The organism is Tepidamorphus sp. 3E244 (assembly GCF_046159835.1).
GTDB lineage: Bacteria > Pseudomonadota > Alphaproteobacteria > Rhizobiales > Tepidamorphaceae > JACKJK01.
In genome coordinates this window covers 112,046-134,144 of record NZ_JBJXCY010000002.1, presented here as the reverse complement: position 1 = coordinate 134,144, position 22,099 = coordinate 112,046, and the positions used below count along the sequence as shown (strand labels likewise).

The window sequence follows — 22,099 nt, the reverse complement described above, 5'->3', positions numbered from 1 at the left end:
ACACGCTGCGCATCGGCCTTGCGGAACACGTTTCCGCATGGTCACCGCTCCAATCAAGCCCTGTGGGGATGAACCTGCGATGAACGATGAAACCCGGAATATTGCGGTGGTTGGCGGTGGCGTCGTCGGCATCTCGACGGCGCTGTTCCTGCAGCGCGCGGGATTCGCGGTCACGCTGATCGACCCGGAGGAGCCGGGATCGCAGACGTCGTTCGGCAACGCGGGCATTATCTGCGGCGGGCACTACCTGCCGGCCACCATGCCGCGCGCGCCGCTGGAACTGCTCAATCTGGCGCTCAACCGCGCGACCTATGCCAGCTACCGCCTGCCCGCCGTGCCGGGGTTCCTGCGCTGGCTCGCCGCGTTCTGGGCGGAGGGCGAACCGGGCCGGCTTGGAAGAACCGCGCATGCTGCGACGCCGATCATGCAGCAGACGGTCAAGCTTCATCGACAATTGCTGGGCGAGGCGGGCCGTGCCGACCTGATCCGCGATACCGGCTTCCTGCAGGTGCTGCGCTCGGAAACGGATTTCGCAGCTCTCGAAACCGAGATCGCGTTTGCGCGCGAGGCCGGCGTTTCCTTCGACGTGATGGATGCGCGCGAAGCCTGCGAGCTGGAGCCGGCCATCCGCCCGGTCTTTGCCCGCGCGATCCATTGGCACGACAATGCCAGCGTCAGCGACCCGTTCGCTGTCAGCCAGGCCTATCTCGGGCTATTCTGCGCAGCCGGCGGCACGGTCCGGCAGGCGAAGGTGCAGGCCATCGCGCCGGGTGCCGGGCAGGGCTGGCAGGTCCATGCGGGTGGCGAGGACTTGGCGTTTTCGCAGGTGGTCGTCAGTGCGGGCGTGTGGTCACGCGACCTTCTCGCGCCGCTCGGTTATGACGTGCCGCTGAAGCCGAAGCGTGGCTACCACCGGCATTTCTCGGCACAGGGCAATGCGGGCCTGTCGCGCCCCGTGGTGGATGATGCCATCGGCTACGTGCTGGCGCCGATGGCAGGCGGCATCCGCATGACGTCGGGCATAGAGCTTGCCGGGCGCGATGCCCCGATCACCGAACGCATGGTCAGCCGCATCGAGCCATATGCGCGCGAACTCTTTCCGCTCGATAAAAGCCTAGACGCCGAACCGTGGATGGGCCGCAGACCGGCTTTCCCGGATTCGCTTCCTGTTGTCGGTGCCGCGCCGCGTCACGAAGGGCTGTGGGTCAATTTTGGCCATGCGCATCTCGGTCTTACGATGGGACCGGCCACAGGCCTACTGCTGTCGCAGATGGTGAGCGGCGAGAAGCCGATGATCGACTCGGCGCGGTTCGCACCGGGACGCTACCTCTGAGGCTGTACGCTCAGCCGAACTTCGCCTGCCACGCCGGCGGCGTGCCGGCCAGCGGAGTTGCATCCGCAAGGTAGACGCCGCGCGCGATGGCGCGCGCCGCGCATTGGGCTGCCTCGCTTCCAAGCGCGACGAGGTCGCGCAGCGGATCGGCGAGGGCGACCTTGCCGGTGGAAATCGCGAAGACGATGTCGCCATCCAGCGGCGTGTGGACGGGGTGGAGCGCGCGGGCGAGCCCGTCCTGCGCCATGACGGCGAGACGGCGCGCCTGAACCTTGGTCAGCGCCGCGTCCGTGGCCACCACGCAGAGCGTCGTCGATTGGCCCGCGCTGCCCTTGGTGCGGGGCGAAAGCGCCTCCTGCGGGATGCTGCCGGGCAGGCCGAGGCCGCCATATTCGCCGTCGCGCTCATATGTGCCTGCCCAGAAATTCCCCGTGTCGCCGATGGTTGCCGAGCCTGCCGCGTTGACTGCGGCCAGCACACCGACCGTGAACGCGCCAACCTTCGCCGAGGCGCTGCCAAGTCCGCCGCGCAGCGTGGCGGTCGTGGCGCCGAACCCGGCGCCAGCCGAGCCGAGCAGCAAGGGTTCATCCAGCGCATCGCAGGCACGCGCGCCAAGGTCGCGGTAAAGACCGCCCTCGACGTCTGTCTTGTCGCCGCCGTTCAGCAGGTCGAACAGGATCGCAGCCGGCACGATGGGCACGTTGGCCGTACCGATGGGAAAGCCGCGCCCGCGCGCTGCCAGCCACTGCGTGACACCAGAGGCTGCATCCAGCCCGAAGGCGGAGCCGCCGGACAGCACCAGCGCGTCGACCTGCTCCACGGTGCGTTCGGGATCGAGCAGGTCCGTCTCCCGCGTACCCGGTCCGCCGCCGCGCACGTCACAGGCCGCCACGCATGGTTCATCGCAGATGACCACGGTGACGCCGGTACGGGCGTCTTCATCTGCCGCGTTGCCGATGCGCAGACCGGGAATGTCGGAGAGGTCGTTGTTCATGGGCAGGCACAATGGCGGAAGCGGGGGGCGGGGTAAACGGCGCGCTCACAGTTCACGGGTCGAAACCGTTTCCCGCTTCTGGGTGTCTTCCCACAGGGCGATGAGGTCGTCGCTGCGCCCGGTGAAAGTGTCGTCCAGTGGCGTCACGTTGGCGATCCGGTCGAGCCGGAAGTGGCGCAGGTCGCGGCGCAGCTCGCACCAGCCAACGAGGAGAACGCTTTCGGTGTAGTAGATGAGCGCAAGCGGCCACACGACCCGGCGCGTCTGTGCGCCGGATGCGTCGTCATAGGCCATGTCGATCTTGCGCTCGGCGCGGATGAGCGCGCGCAACGTGGTCATATCGACCGCAGCCGTCGCCGCCACGCCCCAGCTCGAGGCCACGAGCCGCTGGGTGCCGGGCGCGGTCTTGTTCAACTTGCGCGAGGCACGCTGCGCGGCCCGCCACAGGCCAAGGTCGCCGGTGCGTGCGACCATGGCCAATCCGACCGCGACGGCCTCGGCCTCGTCGATGTCGAAGTTGATGGGCGGCAGGTCATAGCCCTTGCGCATGACGTAGCCGATCCCGGCTTCACCGTGGATGGGGGTCTGCATCGCCTGAAGCGTTGCAATGTCGCGGTAGACGGTGCGCGGGGAGACCTCCAGCAGTTCGGCAATGTCGCGCGCGCGCAAGGGTTTGCGGGCCTGCCGCAGGATCTGGATGATCTCGAAAAACCGGTCGCTCTTCGCCACTCTTTCCGCCCCTGAAAATCGCCATCACACCACAACACTGCTGACACATAGTTGGCAACAGCACCTCGCTATCTCTAGGCGGCAACACGCCCACGGAGATCGCATGTCACAGATTGATACAGCAGCACCCGACCGCCGCACCGGGGTCGTTCTCGTCGTCGTTTCGGCGGTGGTGTTCAGCACGGCGGGCATCTTCACGAACGGCGTCGACACCGATGCCTGGGGGATCATCTTCTGGCGCGGGCTGGCGGCTGCCGCCTTCACAGCCGGCTACCTCACGACGCGCAGGAAGCTGCTTGCCGAAGTGCGGGCGCTCGGGCGTCACGGCCTGCTGGTGGCGGTACTGATGGCAGCCGGGACGGCGGCCTTCATACCGGCTTTCAAGCTGAGCAGCGTCGCCAACGTGGCACTGATCTACGCCTCCGCGCCGTTCGTTGCCGCGGGGCTTGCGTGGGCGCTGATCGGTGAAGCGCCGACACGGAAGGTGATCGTGGCCAGCCTTGCCGCCTTCTGCGGGGTGCTCGTCATCGTGTCGGGCTCGCTCGGCAGGCCGAGCCTCGCAGGCGACGGGCTGGCGCTGGTGATGACAGTGATGATGGCCGGTACGATGGTCGTCTACCGTGCGCGTCCTGCAACCACCGCCGCGCTGCCGGCGATGCTGTCCTCGCTCATATTGTTGCCGTTCGCCGCGATCTTCGGCGATCCGCTGGCCGCCCCCGTTGCGGAACTTCCGGTGCTGGTGATCTTCGGCATGGTCTTCGCCGTCGCCTCAGTCACCCTGTCGGAGGGCGCGCGGCGGCTGCCGTCAGCCGAAACGGCGCTTCTGTCGGCGCTCGAAGTGCCGCTCGCGCCTGTTCTGGCGTGGCTGATCCTTGCAGAGACCACGACGCCACGCGTGCTGCTCGGCGGTGCGGTGATCCTCTTCGCGGTCATGTGGTCGCAGACGCGCGGATTGTCCCCGCTTCGCTTGCGTGACCGCGCGGTCCCCGCGCGGCGCACCAAGCCGTGAATGGCTCTATCCGTAAGCCAGCTCGCGGCAGGCATCGACCAGCTTCGCGAGTTCGTCTTCCGAGTTGTAGTAGTGCGGCGAGGCGCGCACGAGCGTCGGCAGGTTGCGGGCCGTCGCGTCCAACAGCGTGCTCGACGGCATCGAGCGGCTGACATTGATCCCTCGCGCGCTCATGTGCGCCTTCACGGCCAAGGCCTCGTGGCCGGCGATGGAGAAGGTCACGATGGCCGACGGGTCAGTACCAAGGTCGTAGACCTGTACGCCGGGCAGCGCGGCGAGATTTTCGCGAAGCAGCCGTCCCAGCATCCGGCAGCGCGTCTCGATGTTTTCCATCCCGAGCGACAAGGCATAGTCCACAGCAGCGCCAAGCCCGTGGTGGCCCGCCAGGTTGTTCTCCCAGTTCTCGAAGCGCCTTGCATCGGGCCGCAGTTCATAGCGATCAGGCGCGACCCAGCGCGCGCCGAACATGTCGACCATGGGCGGATGCAGCTTTTCCAGCATCTCGCGGCGCACGTAGAGAAACCCTGTGCCGCGCGGGCCGCGCAGGAACTTGCGGCCCGTCGCCGAGAGCATGTCGCAGCCAAGCTCCTCGACATCGACGACCATCTGGCCGACGGCCTGGCAGGCATCGAGCAAGTATGGAATGCCGTGCTTGCGGGCGATGCGGCCCACTTCGGCAGCGGGATTCACGAGGCCGCCATTGGTCGGGACCCAGGTGATGGCGATGAGGCGGATGCGTTCGTCGAGCATCGCGTCCAGCGCGGCCGGGTCGAGCACGCCGTTCTCGTCGTCCGGGATCACCTCGATCTCGATGCCCTTCATCTGCGCCATATGCAGGAACGCGATGTAATTGGCGGCGTATTCCGCGCGCGTTGTCAGGATGCGGTCGCCGGGTTGGAACTGCTGGGCATAGAAGGCCATCTGCCATGCGACCGTTGCGTTTTCGACAAGCGCAATCTCGTCGCGTTTCGCACCGATCAGCCGCGCGACGCTGTCATAGATCGCGGAATGGCGGTCTTGGGCTTCGTCGGCTGCTTCGTAGCCGCCGATCTCGGCTTCGCGCGCGAAATATGCGCTCGCTGCCTCGATCACCGGGGTCGGCATCAGGGCCGCACCGGCATTGTTCAGGTGGGCCCTGTTGGCGGTGCCGGGCGTCTCGGCGCGAACGCGGTCGATGTCGATCATTTGCAGGCTATTCAGCTTCGTGTGGTCTCAGATGGAAAAGCCCGCGCATTGCTGCGCGGGCTTCGTGTTCGCTTCAGGCGTGATCTTTAGGGATCACATCTCCTGGTAGCTGCCGTCCTTCCAGACGTACCAGACGTAGGAGGCTTCGGTGACGTCGCCCTTGTCGTCGAAACCGATCGGGCCGAGGACCGTCTCGAAGTTGCCGCTGTTGAGCTGCTCGACGATGGCGTCATGCTCGGTGGAGCCGGCCGCGTTGGCCGCATCGGCCCAGATCTTCATCGCCGCGTAGGTGTACAGCGTGTAGCCTTCCGGGTTGATGCCCTTCTCCTTGAATTTGTCGACGACGGCCTTGGCGGCCTCGAACTTCGTCGGATCCGGAGCGAACGTCATCATGGTGCCTTCACCGGCATCGCCGGTGATGCCCCAGTACTCGTCGGTGACGAGGGCGTCACCGGAGATGAGCTGGGTGTCCATGCCCTGTTCGCGCATCTGGCGGACCATGAGGCCGGCTTCGGTGTGGTAGCCACCGACATAGAGCACGTCGATGCCTTCCGACTTCAGCTTGGAGACGAGCGCGGTGTAGTCCTTTTCACCGGCGGTGTAGGCCTCGTACATGGCCTCTTCCATGCCGGCGCCGTTAAGCGCCTTCTTGGTCTCGTCGGCCAGACCCTTGCCGTAGGCGGTCTTGTCGTGAACGATCGCGACCTTCTTGCCGGAGAAGTTCTCGGCAATGTAGGCACCGGCGACGGCGCCCTGCTGGTCGTCACGGCCGCAGACGCGGTAGACGCCCGGGCCGGCGCGTTCGTCGGTCAGCTTCGGGTTAGTGGAGGCGGGCGAAATCTGCACGATGCCTTCTTCCGCGTAAACGGCGGAAGCGGGGATCGAGGAGCCCGAGCAGAAGTGACCGGCGACGAAGACGACGCCGTCACCGACGAACTTGTTGGCCACGGCCACGGCCTGCTTGGGGTCGCAGGCATCGTCGCCCACCGACAGCTTCAGCATGTTGCCGTTGACGCCGCCGGCTGCGTTGATTTCCTCCACGGCGAGTTCCGCGCCATTCTTCATCTGCTCGCCGAAGGAGGCGTACTGGCCGGTCATGGGGCCGGCCGTAGCGACCATGATGTCGTCGGCCCAGGCGGTGGTCGCCATGGAGGCGGCGACGATCGCGCCGAGACCGGCAGTGATCAGTTTCTTCATGTTATCAGTTCCTCTCCTGTCTGACATTGCAGCCCCCTTCACGGGAGCCACAGGGGGCATGACAAATCAGGCGTCCGGCGGTGTGGCGCGAGGCTTAAGCCGCCAATAAACGGTCCGTTCGGCACGTCCCGAAACGTGGCTGCCTGGCGGGTCATGAAATGTGCCTGCCGGCGTACCGCGCATCTCGCGAAGCAAAGTTCGCGCAACGCAATCTATTGCACGGATCGCGTTGGCTTCCAACAGTTTCGCTCGTTGGGGAAGGCTCAGGCCGCGTCCTTGCGGGAGCGCCAGTGCAGCGGGCTGGCGCGCTCGTAGAGCCAGGGATATTGCGTCGTCATCTGGCTCGCCCGCGTCTGCATGTACCCCAGCGTTCCGAAGACCACGAGGAAGGCGAGATCAACGAGATAGAACCGCAAGGCCAGCAGCGTTCCCTCGAAGAGGGCGAAATGCAGGAAGCGCACGGCCGCCGCCAGCAGCAGCATGTAGGCGAGCAGTTGCCAGTAGCGCCGCCAGGTGATGGCGAGCGCGCGCCCGGTGAGCCACGCCGCGCCGCCGCCAAGGATGATGGTCACCAGCGCGAAGGTGAAGATCGAGGTTTCCTCGTAGATGACGCCCTGCATGTCGGTCGCTCCCCTCGTGTCCGCCCTAGTGCCGTCCGCCTTCGAGGTAGGCGGCACGCACCTCCTCGCGAGACAGCAGTTCCGCGCCGGTGCCCGACATGGTGATCTTGCCGTTGACCATCACGTAGCCGCGATGGGCGAGCCTGAGCGCGTGGTAGGCGTTCTGCTCGACGAGGAAGACGGTCAGGTTCTCGGTGCGGTTCAGTTCCTCGATCACCTCGAAGATCTGCTTCACGATCATCGGCGCCAGCCCGAGAGAAGGTTCGTCCAGCAACAGCAGGCGCGGGCGCGCCATGAGTGCGCGCGCAATCGCCAGCATCTGCTGCTCGCCGCCCGACAGGGTGCCGCCGCGCTGCTCGGCCCGCTTCTTGAGGATCGGGAACAGCGTGTAGACGCGTTCGAGGTCTTCGTCGTAGTGGGCGAAGTCGTTGATCTGCGCACCCATCTGGAGGTTTTCCAGAACGGTCATGCGCGGGAAGATGCGCCGGCCTTCCGGCGACTGCGCGATGTGCATGCGCATGATTTCATGAGTCGGCGTGCGCGTGATGTCCTGCCCGTCGTAGAAGATGCTGCCGGTGCGGGCCGGCTGCACGCCGCAGATGGTCATCATCAGCGTCGACTTACCCGCGCCGTTGGCACCGATGATCGTGGCGATCTCGCCTTCCTTGACCTCCAGGTCGACGCCGCGCAGGGCGATGATCTTTCCGTAATAGGTCTCGACGCCGCGCACCGAGAGAAGCGTCTTGGCCTTGCTCATGCCTTGCCTCCCTGCTTGCGCGCGCTGTTGTTCTTCGCCATGCGGCGCGAGAAGGCGGTCTGCCGGCCCTGAGACAGCGTGAAGGCCTGCCGCACCCAGTCTTCACGGTCGATGCGGCCGGGGAAGGACAGCACCGTGCCGACCCAGCGCACATGGGCGCGTTCCCACTTGGCGATCTGGTCGTAGTGGTAGATGCCAAGCTCGTTGAGCTTCTTCTCGTTGGACGGGCCGATGCCCTTGATGCGCTTCAGGTCGTCGGCGCCTTCCTTGCGGGCCTGCGGCATGGAGCGCGGCTTCTTGCCGATGGCATTGGCCTTGTCGAGGGGCGAGGCATCATCCGGCAGCTTGGAGAGGCGCGCGGCGCTGACAGCTTCCTCGCGCTTGAGTTCGGCTGACGTCGGCCTCTTGGGGCGCTGCTCGGCGGCGGGCTTGGCGGCAGCCTTGGTCGCCGTTGCCGACGCCTTCTTCGCGCGGGTCTTCGGCTTTGCAGGCTTCCTGGCGGGTTTCGCTTCCGTCTTGCCGGCTGCCTTGGGGTCGATCTGATCGAGTTCTTCGTCCTCGACGCCGAGATAGGCGGCGATGACGGCGGGGTCGTTGCGGATCTCCGGCGCGGTGCCGTCGGAAATCTTCTTGCCGTAGTCGAGCACGATGACGTGGTCGGAGATTTCCATCACCACGCTCATGTCGTGCTCGATAAGCAGGATGGAGGTGTCTGTCTGGCCGCGAATGTCGATCAGCAGGCGATTGAGTTCAGCGGATTCGCGCGGGTTGAGGCCGGCGGCGGGTTCATCGAGGCACAGCAGCACCGGGTCGGTACACATGGCGCGCGCGATTTCCAGTCGGCGCTGGGCGCCGTAGGGCAGGTCGGAGGCGGGGTCGTCGGCGCGGTCGGTGAGGTCGATCCGCTCGAGCCAGTCCTTCGCCTTCTCGACGGCGGCCTTCTCGGCATCGCGGTAGCCTTTCAGGCCAAGCAGCCCGCCAAAGGTGAAGCTGGAGGCCACCAACAGCGGATTGTGCTGGGCGACCAGCAGGTTCTCCAGCACCGTCATGCCGCCGAACAGGCGGATGTTCTGGAACGTGCGTGCGACGCGGGCGACCGCGGAGATGCGGTAGTCGAACATCCGCTCCAGCAGGAACTTCTCGCCGTCGGGATGCTTCAGCGTCAGCATGCCCTCTGTCGGCTTGTAGAAGCCGGTGATGCAGTTGAAGACGGTTGTCTTGCCGGCGCCGTTCGGCCCGATGATGGCAGTGATGTCCTGCCGGATCACGTCGAAGGACAGGTCCTCGACGGCGACAAGGCCGCCGAAGCGCATCGTCAGGTGTTCGACCGAGAGAATGGGATCGTCGTCGACCATCAGCCGTGGCCCTCCGACACGTTCTCCGCCGAAATCTGTTTTCGCTCATGCAGGAAGGCGGTCGGCGTGCGCGAGGCGATGAGCCCGCGCGGACGCCAGATCATGATCGTCACCATGAGAAGGCCGAAGATCAGCATCCGAAACTGTTCAAGCTCGCGGAAGATCTCGAAGCCGCCGATCATCACCAGCGCCGCGATGACGACACCGATCTGCGAGCCGAGGCCGCCGAGAACGACGATGGCGAGGATCAGCGCGGATTCGATGAAGGTGAAGCTTTCCGGCGAGATGAAGCCCTGCCGGGTGGCGAAGAACGAACCGGCGAAGCCGCCGAACATCGCGCCGATGGCGAAGGCGGTGAGCTTGGTGTTGGTGGTGTTGATGCCAAGCGACCGGCAGGCGATCTCGTCTTCGCGCAGGGCTTCCCACGCGCGTCCCACGGGCAGCTTGCGCAGGCGCAGCGTCACGAGGTTGGTGATGAGCGCGAGGCCGAGGATCACGTAATAGAGGAAGATGATGCGGTGGGTTGAGGAATATTCCAGCCCGAAGATGTCGGCAAAGCCGCCTTCTCCTCGCGAGAACTCGATGCCGAAGAGCGTCGGGCGCGGGATGCCGGAGATGCCGTCGGGGCCACCGGTGAACTCGTACCAGTTGAGCAGCACGACGCGGATGATCTCGCCGAATGCAAGGGTCACGATGGCGAGGTAGTCACCACGCAGGCGCAGCACCGGAAACCCGAGGATGACGCCCCAGAAGCAGGCGAGGATGCCGGCGATGGGCAGCGCGAACCAGAAGCCGAGGTCGAAATATTCTGCCAGCAGCGCGAACGAATATGCGCCCACTGCGTAGAACGCGACGTAGCCGAGGTCGAGCAGGCCGGCGAGGCCGACCACGATGTTCAGGCCCCAGCCGAGCATGATGTAGGTGAGAACAAGGATGCCGAGGTCGAGAAGGTAACGGTCGGCGAAGGGCATGAAGGGGAAGGCGGCGGCAAAGACGATGCCGACGACCGCCAGCATCTTGACGACACTGGTGGTCGGCGAGCCGAGCGGACGCCCGCCCTTGCGGCGAAACCACTTCTGGCCAATGGGCGCGTTGTGGGTGTCGCCCATGAACAGGCGGAAGATCAGGCGGCCGACGAAGACGGCGAGCGTTGCCCACAGCACCAGTTCCCAGCGCGGCTCGAGGTCGATCTCGGTGCCCGCGACATAAGTCTTCAGGCCCATGACGGGCGCGGCCAGCGCCAGCGCCACGAAGGCTGCCAGTGCGGCATCGACGAGGGCGGAGACGATCCGTCCGGGCGGTTGGTTTGGCGCGACACTCATGCGCTCAGACCTTTTCGATTTCCGGCTTTCCGAGGATGCCGGAGGGAAGGAAGATCAGCACGATGGCGAGGATCGAGAAGGCGGCGACATCCTTGTATTCGACCGAGAAATAGCCAGACCAGAACACCTCGATGAGGCCGATCAGCAGCCCGCCGATCATCGCGCCGGGCAGCGACCCGATGCCGCCGAGCACGGCTGCGGTGAAGGCTTTCACCCCGGCGAGGAAGCCGATGTAGAAATCGATCACGCCGTAGAGCAGCAGGAACATGATGCCGGCGACGGAGGCGAGTGCTGCTCCCATGACGAAGGTCAGGGAGATGGTGCGGTCGACATTGATGCCGAGCAGCGCTGCCATCTTGCGGTCCTGCTCGCAGGCGCGCTGCGCGCGGCCCAGCGTCGTCTTGGCGATGATGAGCGAGAAGATGACCATCAGCGCCAGCGTCAGGGTGATGATCATGATCTGGATGTTCGACAGGTTCACCGCGAAGTCGTTGCTATCCATGATCGTATAGCCGCCGGTGATGACCGGCTGGAGCGGCTTGACGCGCGCGCCCTGAACGATCTGCACGTAGTTCTGCAGGACGATGGACATGCCGATGGCGGTGATGAGCGGGGCGAGCCGGAACGAGGTGCGCAAGGGCCGGTAGGCAATGCGCTCCACGGCCCACCCGTAGGCGGAGGTGAAGACCATCGCGATGATCAGCACCAGAAGCAGCGCCACGGGGATGAACGTGATCCCGAGCGAGACGATGGCGACAAAGGCGATAAGCGCGATGAAAGCACCGATCATGAAGATATCGCCGTGGGCAAAATTGATCATGCCGATGATGCCGTAGACCATCGTGTAACCGATGGCGATCAGGCCATAGATCGAGCCGAGCGTCAGACCGTTAATCAGCTGCTGGAGAAAGTACTCCATGGCCGCCACCCCCATGCGGACAGGAGGCCAGCGCGGTCCGGCCGCCGCTTTTGGGCGGGCCTTGGGCGCTCGGCCTCGATTCCATCCTCATAGCAGTGCAAATGGCCGGAAACAACGGTGCCGCGTGCGCAACTGCCCGAGCGGCAGCGGGCGTTCAGCCGTGGCGTGCGCCAAAGGCGGTGCGCTGTTCGACAGAACGCACCACGAGGCTGCGCAGCAAGGGTGCAAAGATTTCAGACGGCAGGCGGGAGAGGTCCATCGAGAAGCCGCGGTTCGACCCCGATACGGCCTCGCGCACCATGGCTGCGGAAACGTAGGTCAGCGGGTTGTCGGGAAACAGTCGGCTGTCGGCTTCATCGCGGCGCAGGATGAGCATGTCGCGGTGGCGGCGGTCGGCGGTGATGCGCTCCATGGCGGCATCAATTGCGTCGCCCGGACCTTCCAGCGCCTGCATGAACAACCCGTCGGTATAGAGCAACACGCCGGTGAGCCCGGCGCGTGCATTGTTGCGGCGACCGCTCTCGACGATGTCGTCGATGGCGCTTCCGATCACTTCGGCGTCGGGGAGGAGAGCTGCGTGGCTCTGGTAGACAATGCGTTCCTGGCGGCTCATGTCGGCATCCTGCCTTGGGAGGGGCCCGGCCATTTCGCCGATATGCGTCCGCCGGGACATGCGTTTATTGAACAGGCGCAATGGTTAATGAACACTTGAGGTTCTGGGGGGAACGTGTTCACGATTCAGGTATGCGAGCCCGGAGCCTCAATCCGGGCGGGAGGACACTTCAGGAGACCAGATTTCATGCAGATGAACGGCGAATACGAACTTCCCGCTGACAAGGAAACCGTTTGGCAGGCGCTGAACGATCCCGACGTGCTGGGCGAATGCATCCCGGGATGCGAGTCCTTTGAGCGCGATGGCGAGAACGGGTTCAAGGCCGTTGCGGTGCAGAAGATCGGACCGGTCAAGGCGCGTTTCGCGGGCAACGTGGAACTGACCGACATCGATCCGCCCAACGGCTACCGGATTTCCGGCGAGGGGTCGGGCGGCGTTGCGGGTTTCGCCAAGGGCGGCGCCAATGTGCACCTGAGGGACGCCGAGGGTGGCGGCACGGTGCTGAGCTATGACGTGGATGCGCAGATCGGCGGCAAGATCGCCCAGCTCGGCCAGCGCCTCGTCAACGGTGCGGCCAAAAAGGTTGCCGACCAGTTTTTTGAGAATTTTCGCAAGATACTGGCAAATGAAGACGTTTGAGTTGCTTTTTGCGCCGCAATATTAGCGGTTTCTGACGTTCCGTCCAGAAGTTGATGACGAAAACCGGTTGACCGGAAGTCGTCGCCAAGCGCAAACTTTCCCCAAGCGTCGCGGGATGCTTCGTTTTGTGGGGAGACATGGCCGAGAAACGGCCGGAACTGGCAAAACAGGAACGGCTCGTTTTCGTTTCGGGGCATTTCGCGCCTCATTGGCATCCTTCCGACGTTAATGACCGCCGCGGCACAAGCGGCGGCAATCACACGGAACGGGCAGGCCCGCAGGCCGGTCCGGGGAGGATTAGATGCCGAAAGTCACGATGACCGTGAACGGGAAAAGTGTGTCCGCAGACGTGGAGACACGAACCCTTCTCGTCGAATTCATCCGCCAGCACCTTCGCCTGACGGGCACCCACGTGGGCTGTGACACCAGCCAGTGCGGCGCGTGCGTCGTCCATGCGGGCGGGCGGGCGATCAAGGCTTGCACGACGCTCGCCGTCCAGTGGGACGGGGCGGAGATAACCACCATCGAGGGGCTCGCCGACGGCGACACCCTGCACCCCATGCAGGAAGCATTCCGCGAGCATCACGGCTTGCAGTGCGGGTTCTGCACGCCGGGCATGATCATGGCCGCGGTACACATGGTCGAGCGGCACGGCGGGGTGCCGGACGAAAAGACCATCCGACACGAGCTGGAGGGCAACCTCTGCCGCTGTACCGGCTACCACAACATCGTCAAGGCGATCGCCGCCGGCGCGGAAGCGATGCAAGGCGGCAAGCGGGTCGCGGCGGAGTAGGTGGTCACGGACGCTTCGGCGTCCGTTTTTGCATGAGAACGACCGTCCATCAAACAAGCGCCGAAAAGGCGTGGGGACGGCCCAGGAGGAGAACCAATCATGTCCGAGACAGGTATCGGCGCACGCGTGGCGCGGCTGGAAGATCGCCGCTTCATAACCGGCACCGGCAATTATACCGACGACATCAACGTGGCAGGCCAGGCCTACGCGGCCTTCCGGCGCAGCGAACATGCGCATGCCGCCATCCGCAGCATCGACAAGCAGTCCGCCCTCGACGTGGATGGCGTCATCGCCGTCTTCACCGGTGAGGACCTCGCCGCCGACAATATCGGCGCGCTGCCGGCGGGCTGGATGATCCACTCCAAGGACGGCTCGCCGATGAACGCGCCGGGCCATCCGTGCCTCGCGCAGGGCAAGGCGCGCTACGTGGGCGATCCGGTTGCCGTCGTGATCGGCGAAACCCTCGCCGCGGCAAGAGCAGGCGCTGAAGCACTGATGGTCGATTTCGAAGTGCTCGACGCCGTCACCGACGTCATGAAGGCTGCGTCTTCATCGGTGCAGCTGCACGACGATGCGCCGCGCAACACCTGCTACGAGTGGGAAATCGGCGATAAGCAGGCGACGGCCGACGCCTTCAAGAAGGCCAATCACATCACGAAGCTGGAGATCACCAACAACCGGCTGGTGCCCAACCCGATGGAGCCACGCGCTGCGCTCGGCGACTACAATTCCGGCAATGACAGCTTCACGACCTACACCACGAGCCAGAACCCCCACGTGGCGCGGCTGGTCATGTCGGCCTTCCTCAACCTTGCGCCCGAACACAAGCTGCGCGTGATCGCGCCGGACGTGGGTGGGGGCTTCGGCTCCAAGATCTACGTCTACCCGGAAGAGGTCGTGTGCACGTGGGCTGCCAAGAAGGTGCGCCGCGCGGTGAAATGGACGTCGGATCGCTCCGAGGCCTTCATCACCGACGCGCATGGCCGCGACCACGTGACGACCGCGGAACTGGCGATGGACGAGCGCGGCAAGATGCTTGGCCTGAAGGTGCACACCACCGCCAATCTCGGCGGCTATCCGAGCCTGTTTGCAACCTGCGTCCCGACCTACCTCTACGCGACGCTTCTTTCGGGCCAGTACGACATTCCGGCGATCTACGCGGAAGTCGACGCGGTCTACACCAACACCGTGCCGGTGGATGCGTATCGCGGTGCGGGACGTCCCGAGGCGACCTACGTGGTGGAACGGCTGGCGGAAGTTGCAGCCCGCGAGATGGGCATCGACCCGGCGACCTTCCGCAAGCGGAATTTCGTGAAGAAGTTCCCGCACCAGACGCCCGTCATCATGATGTACGACGCAGGCGACTACACCGCGTCGCTGAACAAGGCCTGCGAATTGATCGACTACAAGGGGATGGGCAAGCGCAAGCGCGAGGCTGCCCGGCGCGGCAAGATGCGCGGCATCGGGTTCTCGACCTATATCGAGGCTTGCGGCATCGCGCCGTCGGCAGCGGTTGGTTCACTTGGCGCCGGCGTAGGCCTGTGGGAATCGGCCGAGGTGCGCGTCAATCCGACGGGCAATGTCGAAGTTCTCACCGGCTCGCACAGCCACGGGCAGGGCCACGAGACAACCTTCGCCCAGCTTGTGGCCGACCGGCTCGGCATCGGCATCGACCAGGTGGTGATCGTCCACGGCGATACCGACAAGGTGCAGTTCGGCATGGGCACCTACGGGTCGCGTTCCGGCGCGGTCGGCATGACGGCGATTTCCAAGGCGCTCGACAAGGTGGAGGCCAAGGCCAAGAAGATCGCCTCACACCTGCTGGAAGCCTCCGAAAGCGACATCGAGTTCAAGGACGGCGCGTTCTCCGTCTCCGGCACCGACAAGTCGGTCTCCTTCGCGGACGTGTCTCTGAATGCCTATGTCGCCCACAAGTTTCCCTCCGACGAAATCGAGCCGGGGTTGAAGGAAGGCGCGTTCCACGACCCGTCCAACTTCACCTTCCCGGCCGGTTGCCATATCTGCGAAGTGGAGATCGACCCGGAGACGGGCGTGACCGACATCGTCAACTGGGTCGCGGTCGACGACTTCGGCAATATCATCAACCCGATGATCGTCGAGGGGCAGGTTCATGGCGGCATCGCTCAAGGGGTCGGGCAGGCGCTGATGGAAGGCGTGTCTTATGACGAGACCGGCCAACTCGTGACCGGCTCGTTCATGGACTACTGCATGCCGCGCGCCGACAACCTGCCGATGTTCAAGGTCGACACCACGGTGACGCCGTGCCCGTCGAACCCGCTGGGCATCAAGGGCTGCGGGGAGGCCGGAGCAATCGCCGCGCCGCCTGCCGTCATCAACGCGATCACCGATGCCATCGGCCACGAAGGCATCGCGATGCCGGCAACGCCGCAAGCGGTGTGGCGGGCGATCAACGAGGGCGCCAAGCGCGCTGCCGAATAAGGGGATAGAGACCATGTACGAATTCGAATTTCACCGTCCCAATTCGGTGCGCAAGGCGGCCTCGCTAGGGTCCGACGGGGAAGCCAAGTTCCTCGCCGGCGGGCAGACACTGCTGCCGACCATGAAGCAGCGGCTGGCCGCCCCGGAGTCGCTCATCGACCTGTCCGGGATTGATGCCCTTCGCGGCATCGAACTGAGGGGCCGCACGCTGCACATCGGGGCCATGACGCGGCATGGCGAGATCGCCGAGAGTGCGACAGTCAAGGAGGCGATCCCCTCTCTTGCCCAGCTTGCAAGTCTCCTTGGTGACCCACACGTGCGGGCCATGGGCACCATGGGTGGCTCGCTCGCCAACAACGACCCGGCGGCGGACTATCCCGCCGCCTGTCTGGCGCTCAGCGCGACCATTGTCACCAACAAGCGGCGCATCGCGGCGGAGGAGTTCTTCACCGGCATGTTCGAAACCGCGCTGGAGGATGGCGAGATCATCACCAAGGTGCTGTTCCCGGTGCCGCGCCGTGCGGCCTACTCCAAGTTCCGCAACCCGGCCTCGCGCTATGCGCTGGTCGGCGTCTTCGTTGCCAAGCGCGGTGGCGAGGTGCGCGTCGCGGTGACGGGTGCCGGGCCGTGCGTGTTCCGGGCGAAGGAATTGGAAGAAGCGCTGACGCGGCGCTTTGCCACGAAGTCCCTCGACGGAGTGACGATCAGCGCTGACGGCCTGTCCAGCGACATCCACGCAAGTGCCGAATACCGCGCCCACCTGGTGACGGTGATGGCGCGCCGCGCGGTGGCCGACGCCTGAACTTTCGCGCCAAGCGCAATTCGTGTCAGAAAGGATGGGGCGGTGGCGAACCGCCCCATTCGCACTTCCGGAGCCCGGTTTGACCAAGACGACACTTCCCGATTCCATCGATGCGACCGAAGCCCTGCTGCGGGACGGGGCCTATGTCGCGGACCGTTCGCTTGCGACCGTGCTGTTCCTCGCGCTGAAGATGGGCCGCCCGCTGTTCCTTGAAGGCGAGGCCGGTGTTGGAAAGACGGAGATTGCGAAGGTGCTGGCCTCGCAGCTTGGCCGCCGGCTCATCCGCCTGCAATGCTACGAGGGGCTGGACATTTCCTCGGCCGTCTACGAATGGAACTACTCCGCCCAGATGATCGAGATCCGGCTGGCGGAGGCCGAGGGCGTCTCCGACCGTGCGCGGCTGGGCGATGACATCTTCTCCGAACGCTTCCTCATCAAGCGCCCGCTGCTGGAGGCGCTAGAGCCGGGGGACGGCGGGCCGCCGGTGCTGCTGATCGATGAGCTCGACCGCACCGACGAGGCCTTCGAAGCCTTCCTGCTGGAGGTGCTATCGGATTTCCAGATCACGATTCCGGAGATCGGAACGGTGAAGGCGGACGAGCCGCCCATCGTCATCGTGACGTCGAACCGTACGCGCGAAATCCACGATGCGCTGAAGCGCCGCTGCCTCTACCACTGGGTCGGTTACCCGGACGTGGAACGCGAGCTTGCGATCCTCAAGGCCAAGGTTCCGCAAGCCCCCGAGGCGCTGAGCGAGGCGCTGGTGCGGTTCATCCAGAAGATCCGCGGCGAGGATGTGTTCAAGGCACCGGGCGTTGCCGAAAGCCTCGACTGGGCGGCGGCGCTGTCGGAACTCGATGCGGTGGCGCTCGACCCGGCCATCGCGACCGACACGCTCGGCGTCATCCTCAAGTACCAGGACGATATCGAGCGGTTCAATTCGAGCCGGATCAAGGCGCTGATCGACGAGGTCGACACGGAGATCAGGGCCGCGAAATGAGCGCCGACGTGCCAGCGGAAAACGAAGATGCCGGGCAGGGGGCGCTTGCCGCCAACCTGATGCACTTTGCCCGCGCGCTGCGCGCCGCCGGCATCAAGGTCGGTCCCGGCGCGGTGCATGATGCCATCGCCGCGCTGGAACTGGCGGGCATTGGCGAGAAGTCCGACTTCTACTGGATCCTGCATTCAATCTTCGTGAAGCGCCACGAGGATGAGGAGGTCTTCGAGCAGGCCTTCACCATCTTCTGGCGCAAGCGCGCGCTGATGGAGCGCATGATGCAGGCGCTGATGCCGGTTGCGCCCGCCCCGCAGCGCCAGCAGCGGGACCCGGTGAACCGGCGCGTATCCGACGCACTGCTCGACACCGGCAAACCGCGCGAGGTGGAGCGCCCGAAACCGCAAGTGGAGGTCGATGCCTCGCTCACCGTGTCGGACATGGAAATTTTGCGGGGGAAGGATTTCGGGCAGATGAGCGCTGCCGAAATCGCGCGCGCCCGCCGTGTCATTGAAAATCTGGTGCTGCCGTTCGAGGAAATGAAGACACGGCGGCGGACGCCATCAGCGCGCGGGCGCGCGGTCGATCTGCGCGCCACGTTGCGCCAGTCGATGCGCTCGGGTGGCGACATGATCGCGCTGAAGCGAAGCCAGCCGAAGACGCGGCTCGCGCCGGTCGTCGCGCTCTGCGACATTTCCGGCTCCATGAGCGAGTACACGCAGGTCTTCCTGCACTTCCTGCACGCCATGTCGGAGAAGCGCCGCACCCACACCTTCGTGTTCGGCACCCGGCTGACCAATATCACCCGGGCGCTACGCCACCGCGACCCGGACGAGGCGCTGCGCGATGCCGGCCGCAACGTGCAGGACTGGGCCGGCGGCACGCGCATCGCCACCTGCCTCGACAGCTTCAACAGGCTGTGGGCGCGCCGCGTGCTGGGACAGGGCGCCATCGTGCTGCTGATCACTGACGGGCTGGAACGTGACGCCGACGACGAGAGCCTCGTTCCGGTGATGGAGCGGCTGCATCTGTCCTGCCGCAGGCTGGTCTGGCTCAACCCGCTGCTGCGCTACGAGGGGTTCGAGGCGCGGGCACGCGGCATCCGCCAGATGATGCCGCATGTGGACGAGTTCCGCCCGGTGCACAATATCGATGCGCTGGAAGACCTCGCGCGTGCGCTCGACGGACGCGCGAAGGCCGAGGGCGATCCGCGAAAGTGGCTGCGGCAGATGGCGCAGCACGCGGCGTGAGATGGAAGGTGACACCATGAGCGAGACGATGCAGTCCGCCGCCGATACCGACGTGCTCCACATCGCCGAGACCTGGGCCAACGAGGGCCGCGAGCTTGCGCTGGCAACGGTGGTCGAGACGTGGGGGTCCGCCCCGCGCCCGGTCGGCAGTCATCTGGTTATCGACAAGGGCGGCAACTTCATGGGTTCGGTCTCGGGTGGCTGCGTCGAGGGCGCGGTCGTTGCGGAAGCCGGCGACGTGATCGAGACCGGCAAGGCACGGGTGCTCGAATTCGGCGTTGCGGACGAGACAGCTTGGGAAGTCGGCCTGTCCTGCGGCGGGCGCATCCGCGTCTACGTGGAAAGGCTCGGCTGAGCATGGACCGCTCGCTTCTTTCCGCGCTCAACGAAGAGCGGCGCAACCGGCGCGCCGCGCTCGTTCTCACCGACATGACATCCGGCGCGCAGCGGCTGATCCGCGGGGCGGACGTGGATGCCGAGCGGGACGCGGACGAACTGCACCGCATCCTGCTGAGCGGCAAGAGCCGGATGCAGGCGCAGGACAATGGCGAGCGCTTCATCGAGGTGCATCTGCCCGCCGTGCGCTTCGTCATCATCGGCGCGGTCCACATTTCGCAGGCGCTTGCACCCATGGCGGCTGCCACCGGCTTCGACGTGACGGTGATCGACCCGCGCACGGCCTTTGCCACGCCCGAGCGGTTCGCCGGCGTCAACCTCGTCGCCGAATGGCCAGACGAAGTGCTGGCCGATGCGCCGCTCGACCGCTGGTGCGCGCTGGCAGCCCTGACGCACGACCCCAAGATCGACGATGGCCCGCTCGCGGCAGCCCTGAAGGCGCAGTGCTTCTATGTCGGTGCGCTCGGCAGCCGGAAGACCCACGGCAAGCGCCTCGATCGCTTGCGCGAGGCCGGGCTGGACGATGCAGCGCTTGGGCGCATTCAGGCCCCCATTGGCCTCGATATCGGCGCGCAGAGTCCGTCGGAGATCGCGGTCGCGGTGCTGGGTGAAGTGATTGCCGCCCTGCGCGGCAAGGATGTCCGCCGCGAGGCCAAGGTGTGAAGTTCGGCCCTGTCCCGACCGATGAGGCATCCGGCGCCATCCTCGCGCACTCCCTGAATGCCGGTGACCGGCGGGTTCGCAAGGGCACGATCCTGTCGCGGGCCGACTGCGACGCGCTGCAAGCGAGCGGCCACGCGAGCGTGATCTGCGCACGGATGGAGCCGGGCGATGTCCACGAGGACGATGCCGCGCGCAGGCTGGGACAGGCACTCGCAGGCGATGCTGCCAGCCATCTGGACTTGGCCGATGCCTTCACCGGCCGGGTAAACCTGCATGCAGGCCACGCCGGGCTGATGGTCGCGGATGCGCCTGCCATCAACGCCGCGAACGCGGTGGATGAAGCCATCACCATCGCGACGCTGGAAAACCATGCCCGTGTCGGCGCGGGGCGCATGGTCGCGACCGTGAAGATCATCCCCTTCGCGGTGTCCGGCGAGACGCTCGACAAGGTCTGTGCGATTGCATCCGGTGCGCTGCGCGTCGCGCCGTTCCGCCCGCTGAAGGTCGGGCTGGTGGCGACGACGCTGCCGGTTCTGAAAGCGAGTGTCATGGACAAGACCGCGCGTATCCTTGGCGAACGGCTCGCGACCTATGGCGGCGAGATCGTTGCCGAAGTCCGCTGCGCCCATGACAAGGGTTCGATCGCAGACGCCATTGCCAGCCTCGACGACACGGAAACGGACCTGACCGTGGTCTTCGGCGCGTCGGCGATCGTGGACCGGCGTGACGAGGTGCCCGAAGGCATCGAGGCGGCAGGAGGCACGGTCGAGCATTTCGGTATGCCGGTTGACCCCGGCAACCTGCTGCTGCTGGCGCGCCGGAACGGGAAGCCGGTGCTGGGCGCGCCGGGCTGCGCGCGCAGCCCCAAGGAGAACGGGTTCGACTGGGTGCTGGACCGGCTTGCCGCCGGTCTGCCGGTGACGCGCGGTGACGTCACCGCCATGGGTGTTGGAGGCCTGCTGATGGAAATTCCTTCGCGGCCACAGCCGCGCAACCAGGTGCACGATGCGGAATCCTCTGGCCTGCCGGTGGGTGCGGTGATCCTCGCCGCAGGTCGCTCGACGCGGATGGGCGGACCGCACAAGCTGCTGGAAGACGTGGGCGGCATGTCGCTGGTGCGGCGCTGCGCGCAGGCCGTACTGGCGAGCCGCGCCGCGCCTGTCGTGGTGGTGACCGGCCATCGCTCCGGTGACGTGCGTGCGGCCCTCGACGGGCTGGGCGTCGTGTTCGTCGAGAACCCCGATCACGCGCAAGGTCTGTCCACGTCGCTTGCCGCCGGGTTGAAGGCGCTGCCGGCGGACGTGCACGGCGCGGCCATCTGCCTCGCAGACATGCCCGGCGTCGATGCAGCTCTCATAGACCGACTGATCGAAACGTTCTCGGACGGGGGAGAAGCGGCAATCGTCGTGCCGACTGCGGAGGGCAAGCGCGGCAACCCGGTCATCTGGGGGCGGCGTTATTTCGAGGCCTTGTGCCAGGTCAGCGGCGATGTCGGCGGCAAGGCGCTGATCGGCGAGAACCCGGCGCAGGTGATCGAGGTCGATGCGGGGCGAGATGCGCTGCGCGACGTGGACACGCCCGAGGCACTGGCTGCCGCGCGCCGTGACTATGGCGCGTGATTAACCACGTTCGCTAGCAGCACTCAGGCAGACATGCTGCTAACTGCCTGAAATATAACACTTAATTAAGTGGTTCGGGTTTTACAATCGTTAACGCCGCAGTCAGGATCGAAGGTGGCGACAACGTTTGCGAGGTTCCCGATGGACGCTTCTCTAGCCAAGCAACTGGCCGGATACGGGATGACGACCGCCCGCATCCTGTACCGGCTTCCCGACCACCCTTCGCTTCTGCAGGAATTCATCTGGCAGACCTACGATCTTGCCCCGGAATTTCCCGAGCTCACCAGGTTCGTGACGTTCTGGCAGGACAAGATCGACGGTCCGCTGCACTCGGTGCGATACGCCCACAAGCGACTGATCGGCCCGAACGAGTGGAAGATGACAGACGGCGAGTTCGTGCTTCACTAGTGCCGAAAACATTGGGATTGCGAAGGTTTCTGCTTCATTCCT

Annotated in this window: 22 protein-coding genes; 12 read left to right on the top strand and 10 right to left on the bottom strand. The window is 65.4% G+C overall.

Annotated features, from left to right (window positions below; genetic code table 11):
• Positions 1 to 79: 79 nt before the first annotated feature.
• The gene (locus tag ACKTEK_RS09460; protein ID WP_409165040.1) at positions 80 to 1,333 is read left to right on the top strand and encodes an NAD(P)/FAD-dependent oxidoreductase; all 1,254 of its coding nucleotides are present in this window, start codon (positions 80 to 82) and stop codon (positions 1,331 to 1,333) included.
• Between the two features lie 10 nt (positions 1,334 to 1,343).
• On the opposite strand, the gene ACKTEK_RS09455 is transcribed toward ACKTEK_RS09460, so the two are convergent.
• Both ACKTEK_RS09455 and ACKTEK_RS09450 read right to left on the bottom strand, forming a co-directional pair.
• Positions 1,344 to 2,327, bottom strand: coding sequence for a P1 family peptidase (locus tag ACKTEK_RS09455; RefSeq protein WP_409165039.1), 984 nt, complete (start codon positions 2,325 to 2,327; stop codon positions 1,344 to 1,346).
• Positions 2,328 to 2,372: 45 nt separating this feature from the next.
• Positions 2,373 to 3,056: a helix-turn-helix transcriptional regulator gene (locus ACKTEK_RS09450; RefSeq protein WP_409165038.1), complete on the bottom strand. Its 684-nt coding sequence runs from the start codon at positions 3,054 to 3,056 to the stop codon at positions 2,373 to 2,375.
• Positions 3,057 to 3,159: 103 nt separating this feature from the next.
• Here ACKTEK_RS09450 and ACKTEK_RS09445 point away from each other — a divergent pair, with 103 nt between their 5' ends.
• Positions 3,160 to 4,065 (top strand): DMT family transporter, encoded by a 906-nt coding sequence (locus tag ACKTEK_RS09445; RefSeq protein WP_409165037.1) that lies wholly within the window; start codon positions 3,160 to 3,162, stop codon positions 4,063 to 4,065.
• Between the two features lie 6 nt (positions 4,066 to 4,071).
• Here ACKTEK_RS09445 and ACKTEK_RS09440 read toward each other — a convergent pair whose 3' ends face one another.
• From ACKTEK_RS09440 to ACKTEK_RS09405, 8 genes are all read right to left on the bottom strand, one after another.
• On the bottom strand, positions 4,072 to 5,250 hold the full coding sequence (locus tag ACKTEK_RS09440) for an aminotransferase class V-fold PLP-dependent enzyme (RefSeq protein WP_409165036.1): 1,179 nt from the start codon (positions 5,248 to 5,250) through the stop codon (positions 4,072 to 4,074).
• Between the two features lie 93 nt (positions 5,251 to 5,343).
• Positions 5,344 to 6,447 carry a branched-chain amino acid ABC transporter substrate-binding protein gene (locus ACKTEK_RS09435; RefSeq protein WP_409165035.1) on the bottom strand — a complete coding sequence of 368 codons (1,104 nt, stop codon included), beginning with the start codon at positions 6,445 to 6,447 and terminating at the stop codon, positions 5,344 to 5,346.
• Positions 6,448 to 6,710: 263 nt separating this feature from the next.
• Entirely contained in the window at positions 6,711 to 7,067 is a 357-nt protein-coding gene (locus ACKTEK_RS09430) for a DUF6867 family protein (RefSeq protein WP_409165034.1), read from the bottom strand.
• Positions 7,068 to 7,092: 25 nt separating this feature from the next.
• Positions 7,093 to 7,824 carry an ABC transporter ATP-binding protein gene (locus tag ACKTEK_RS09425; protein WP_409165033.1) on the bottom strand — a complete coding sequence of 244 codons (732 nt, stop codon included), beginning with the start codon at positions 7,822 to 7,824 and terminating at the stop codon, positions 7,093 to 7,095.
• Positions 7,821 to 9,179, bottom strand: a complete 1,359-nt coding sequence (locus ACKTEK_RS09420; RefSeq protein ID WP_409165032.1) for an ATP-binding cassette domain-containing protein — start codon at positions 9,177 to 9,179, stop codon at positions 7,821 to 7,823. Before ACKTEK_RS09420 ends, ACKTEK_RS09425 begins: the two co-directional genes overlap by 4 nt.
• Positions 9,179 to 10,501 carry a high-affinity branched-chain amino acid ABC transporter permease LivM gene (gene livM / locus ACKTEK_RS09415; RefSeq protein ID WP_409165031.1) on the bottom strand — a complete coding sequence of 441 codons (1,323 nt, stop codon included), beginning with the start codon at positions 10,499 to 10,501 and terminating at the stop codon, positions 9,179 to 9,181. Before livM ends, ACKTEK_RS09420 begins: the two co-directional genes overlap by 1 nt.
• 4 nt (positions 10,502 to 10,505) lie before the next feature.
• Positions 10,506 to 11,420, bottom strand: coding sequence for an ABC transporter permease subunit (locus ACKTEK_RS09410; RefSeq protein WP_409165030.1), 915 nt, complete (start codon positions 11,418 to 11,420; stop codon positions 10,506 to 10,508).
• 154 nt (positions 11,421 to 11,574) lie between these two features.
• The gene (locus tag ACKTEK_RS09405) at positions 11,575 to 12,033 is read right to left on the bottom strand and encodes a BLUF domain-containing protein (RefSeq protein WP_409165029.1); all 459 of its coding nucleotides are present in this window, start codon (positions 12,031 to 12,033) and stop codon (positions 11,575 to 11,577) included.
• 186 nt (positions 12,034 to 12,219) lie between these two features.
• On the opposite strand from ACKTEK_RS09405, the gene ACKTEK_RS09400 reads away from it, so the two are divergent.
• The 10 genes from ACKTEK_RS09400 (at position 12,220) to ACKTEK_RS09355 (ending at position 22,057) form a co-directional block, all read left to right on the top strand.
• Entirely contained in the window at positions 12,220 to 12,672 is a 453-nt protein-coding gene (locus ACKTEK_RS09400; protein ID WP_409165028.1) for a CoxG family protein, read from the top strand.
• A 301-nt stretch (positions 12,673 to 12,973) separates the two neighbouring features.
• Positions 12,974 to 13,465 carry a (2Fe-2S)-binding protein gene (locus ACKTEK_RS09395; protein WP_409165027.1) on the top strand — a complete coding sequence of 164 codons (492 nt, stop codon included), beginning with the start codon at positions 12,974 to 12,976 and terminating at the stop codon, positions 13,463 to 13,465.
• 99 nt (positions 13,466 to 13,564) lie between these two features.
• Positions 13,565 to 15,925, top strand: a complete 2,361-nt coding sequence (locus tag ACKTEK_RS09390) for a xanthine dehydrogenase family protein molybdopterin-binding subunit (RefSeq protein WP_409165026.1) — start codon at positions 13,565 to 13,567, stop codon at positions 15,923 to 15,925.
• 13 nt (positions 15,926 to 15,938) lie between these two features.
• Complete coding sequence (locus ACKTEK_RS09385) at positions 15,939 to 16,727, top strand: FAD binding domain-containing protein (protein ID WP_409165025.1); 789 nt, start codon at positions 15,939 to 15,941, stop codon at positions 16,725 to 16,727.
• Positions 16,728 to 16,761: 34 nt separating this feature from the next.
• A complete protein-coding gene (locus tag ACKTEK_RS09380) occupies positions 16,762 to 17,727 on the top strand; it encodes an AAA family ATPase (RefSeq protein ID WP_409165024.1) in 966 nt (321 codons plus the stop codon).
• Positions 17,724 to 18,971 carry a vWA domain-containing protein gene (locus ACKTEK_RS09375; RefSeq protein WP_409165023.1) on the top strand — a complete coding sequence of 416 codons (1,248 nt, stop codon included), beginning with the start codon at positions 17,724 to 17,726 and terminating at the stop codon, positions 18,969 to 18,971. The genes ACKTEK_RS09380 and ACKTEK_RS09375 overlap by 4 nt, the downstream gene beginning before the upstream one ends.
• Positions 18,972 to 18,987: 16 nt before the next feature.
• Entirely contained in the window at positions 18,988 to 19,326 is a 339-nt protein-coding gene (locus tag ACKTEK_RS09370; RefSeq protein WP_409165022.1) for an XdhC family protein, read from the top strand.
• A gap of 2 nt (positions 19,327 to 19,328) precedes the next feature.
• The gene (locus ACKTEK_RS09365) at positions 19,329 to 20,030 is read left to right on the top strand and encodes an XdhC family protein (protein ID WP_409165021.1); all 702 of its coding nucleotides are present in this window, start codon (positions 19,329 to 19,331) and stop codon (positions 20,028 to 20,030) included.
• A complete protein-coding gene (locus ACKTEK_RS09360) occupies positions 20,027 to 21,649 on the top strand; it encodes an NTP transferase domain-containing protein (RefSeq protein ID WP_409165020.1) in 1,623 nt (540 codons plus the stop codon). Before ACKTEK_RS09365 ends, ACKTEK_RS09360 begins: the two co-directional genes overlap by 4 nt.
• Before the next feature lie 141 nt (positions 21,650 to 21,790).
• Complete coding sequence (locus tag ACKTEK_RS09355) at positions 21,791 to 22,057, top strand: usg protein (protein WP_409165019.1); 267 nt, start codon at positions 21,791 to 21,793, stop codon at positions 22,055 to 22,057.
• Positions 22,058 to 22,099 lie beyond the last annotated feature (42 nt).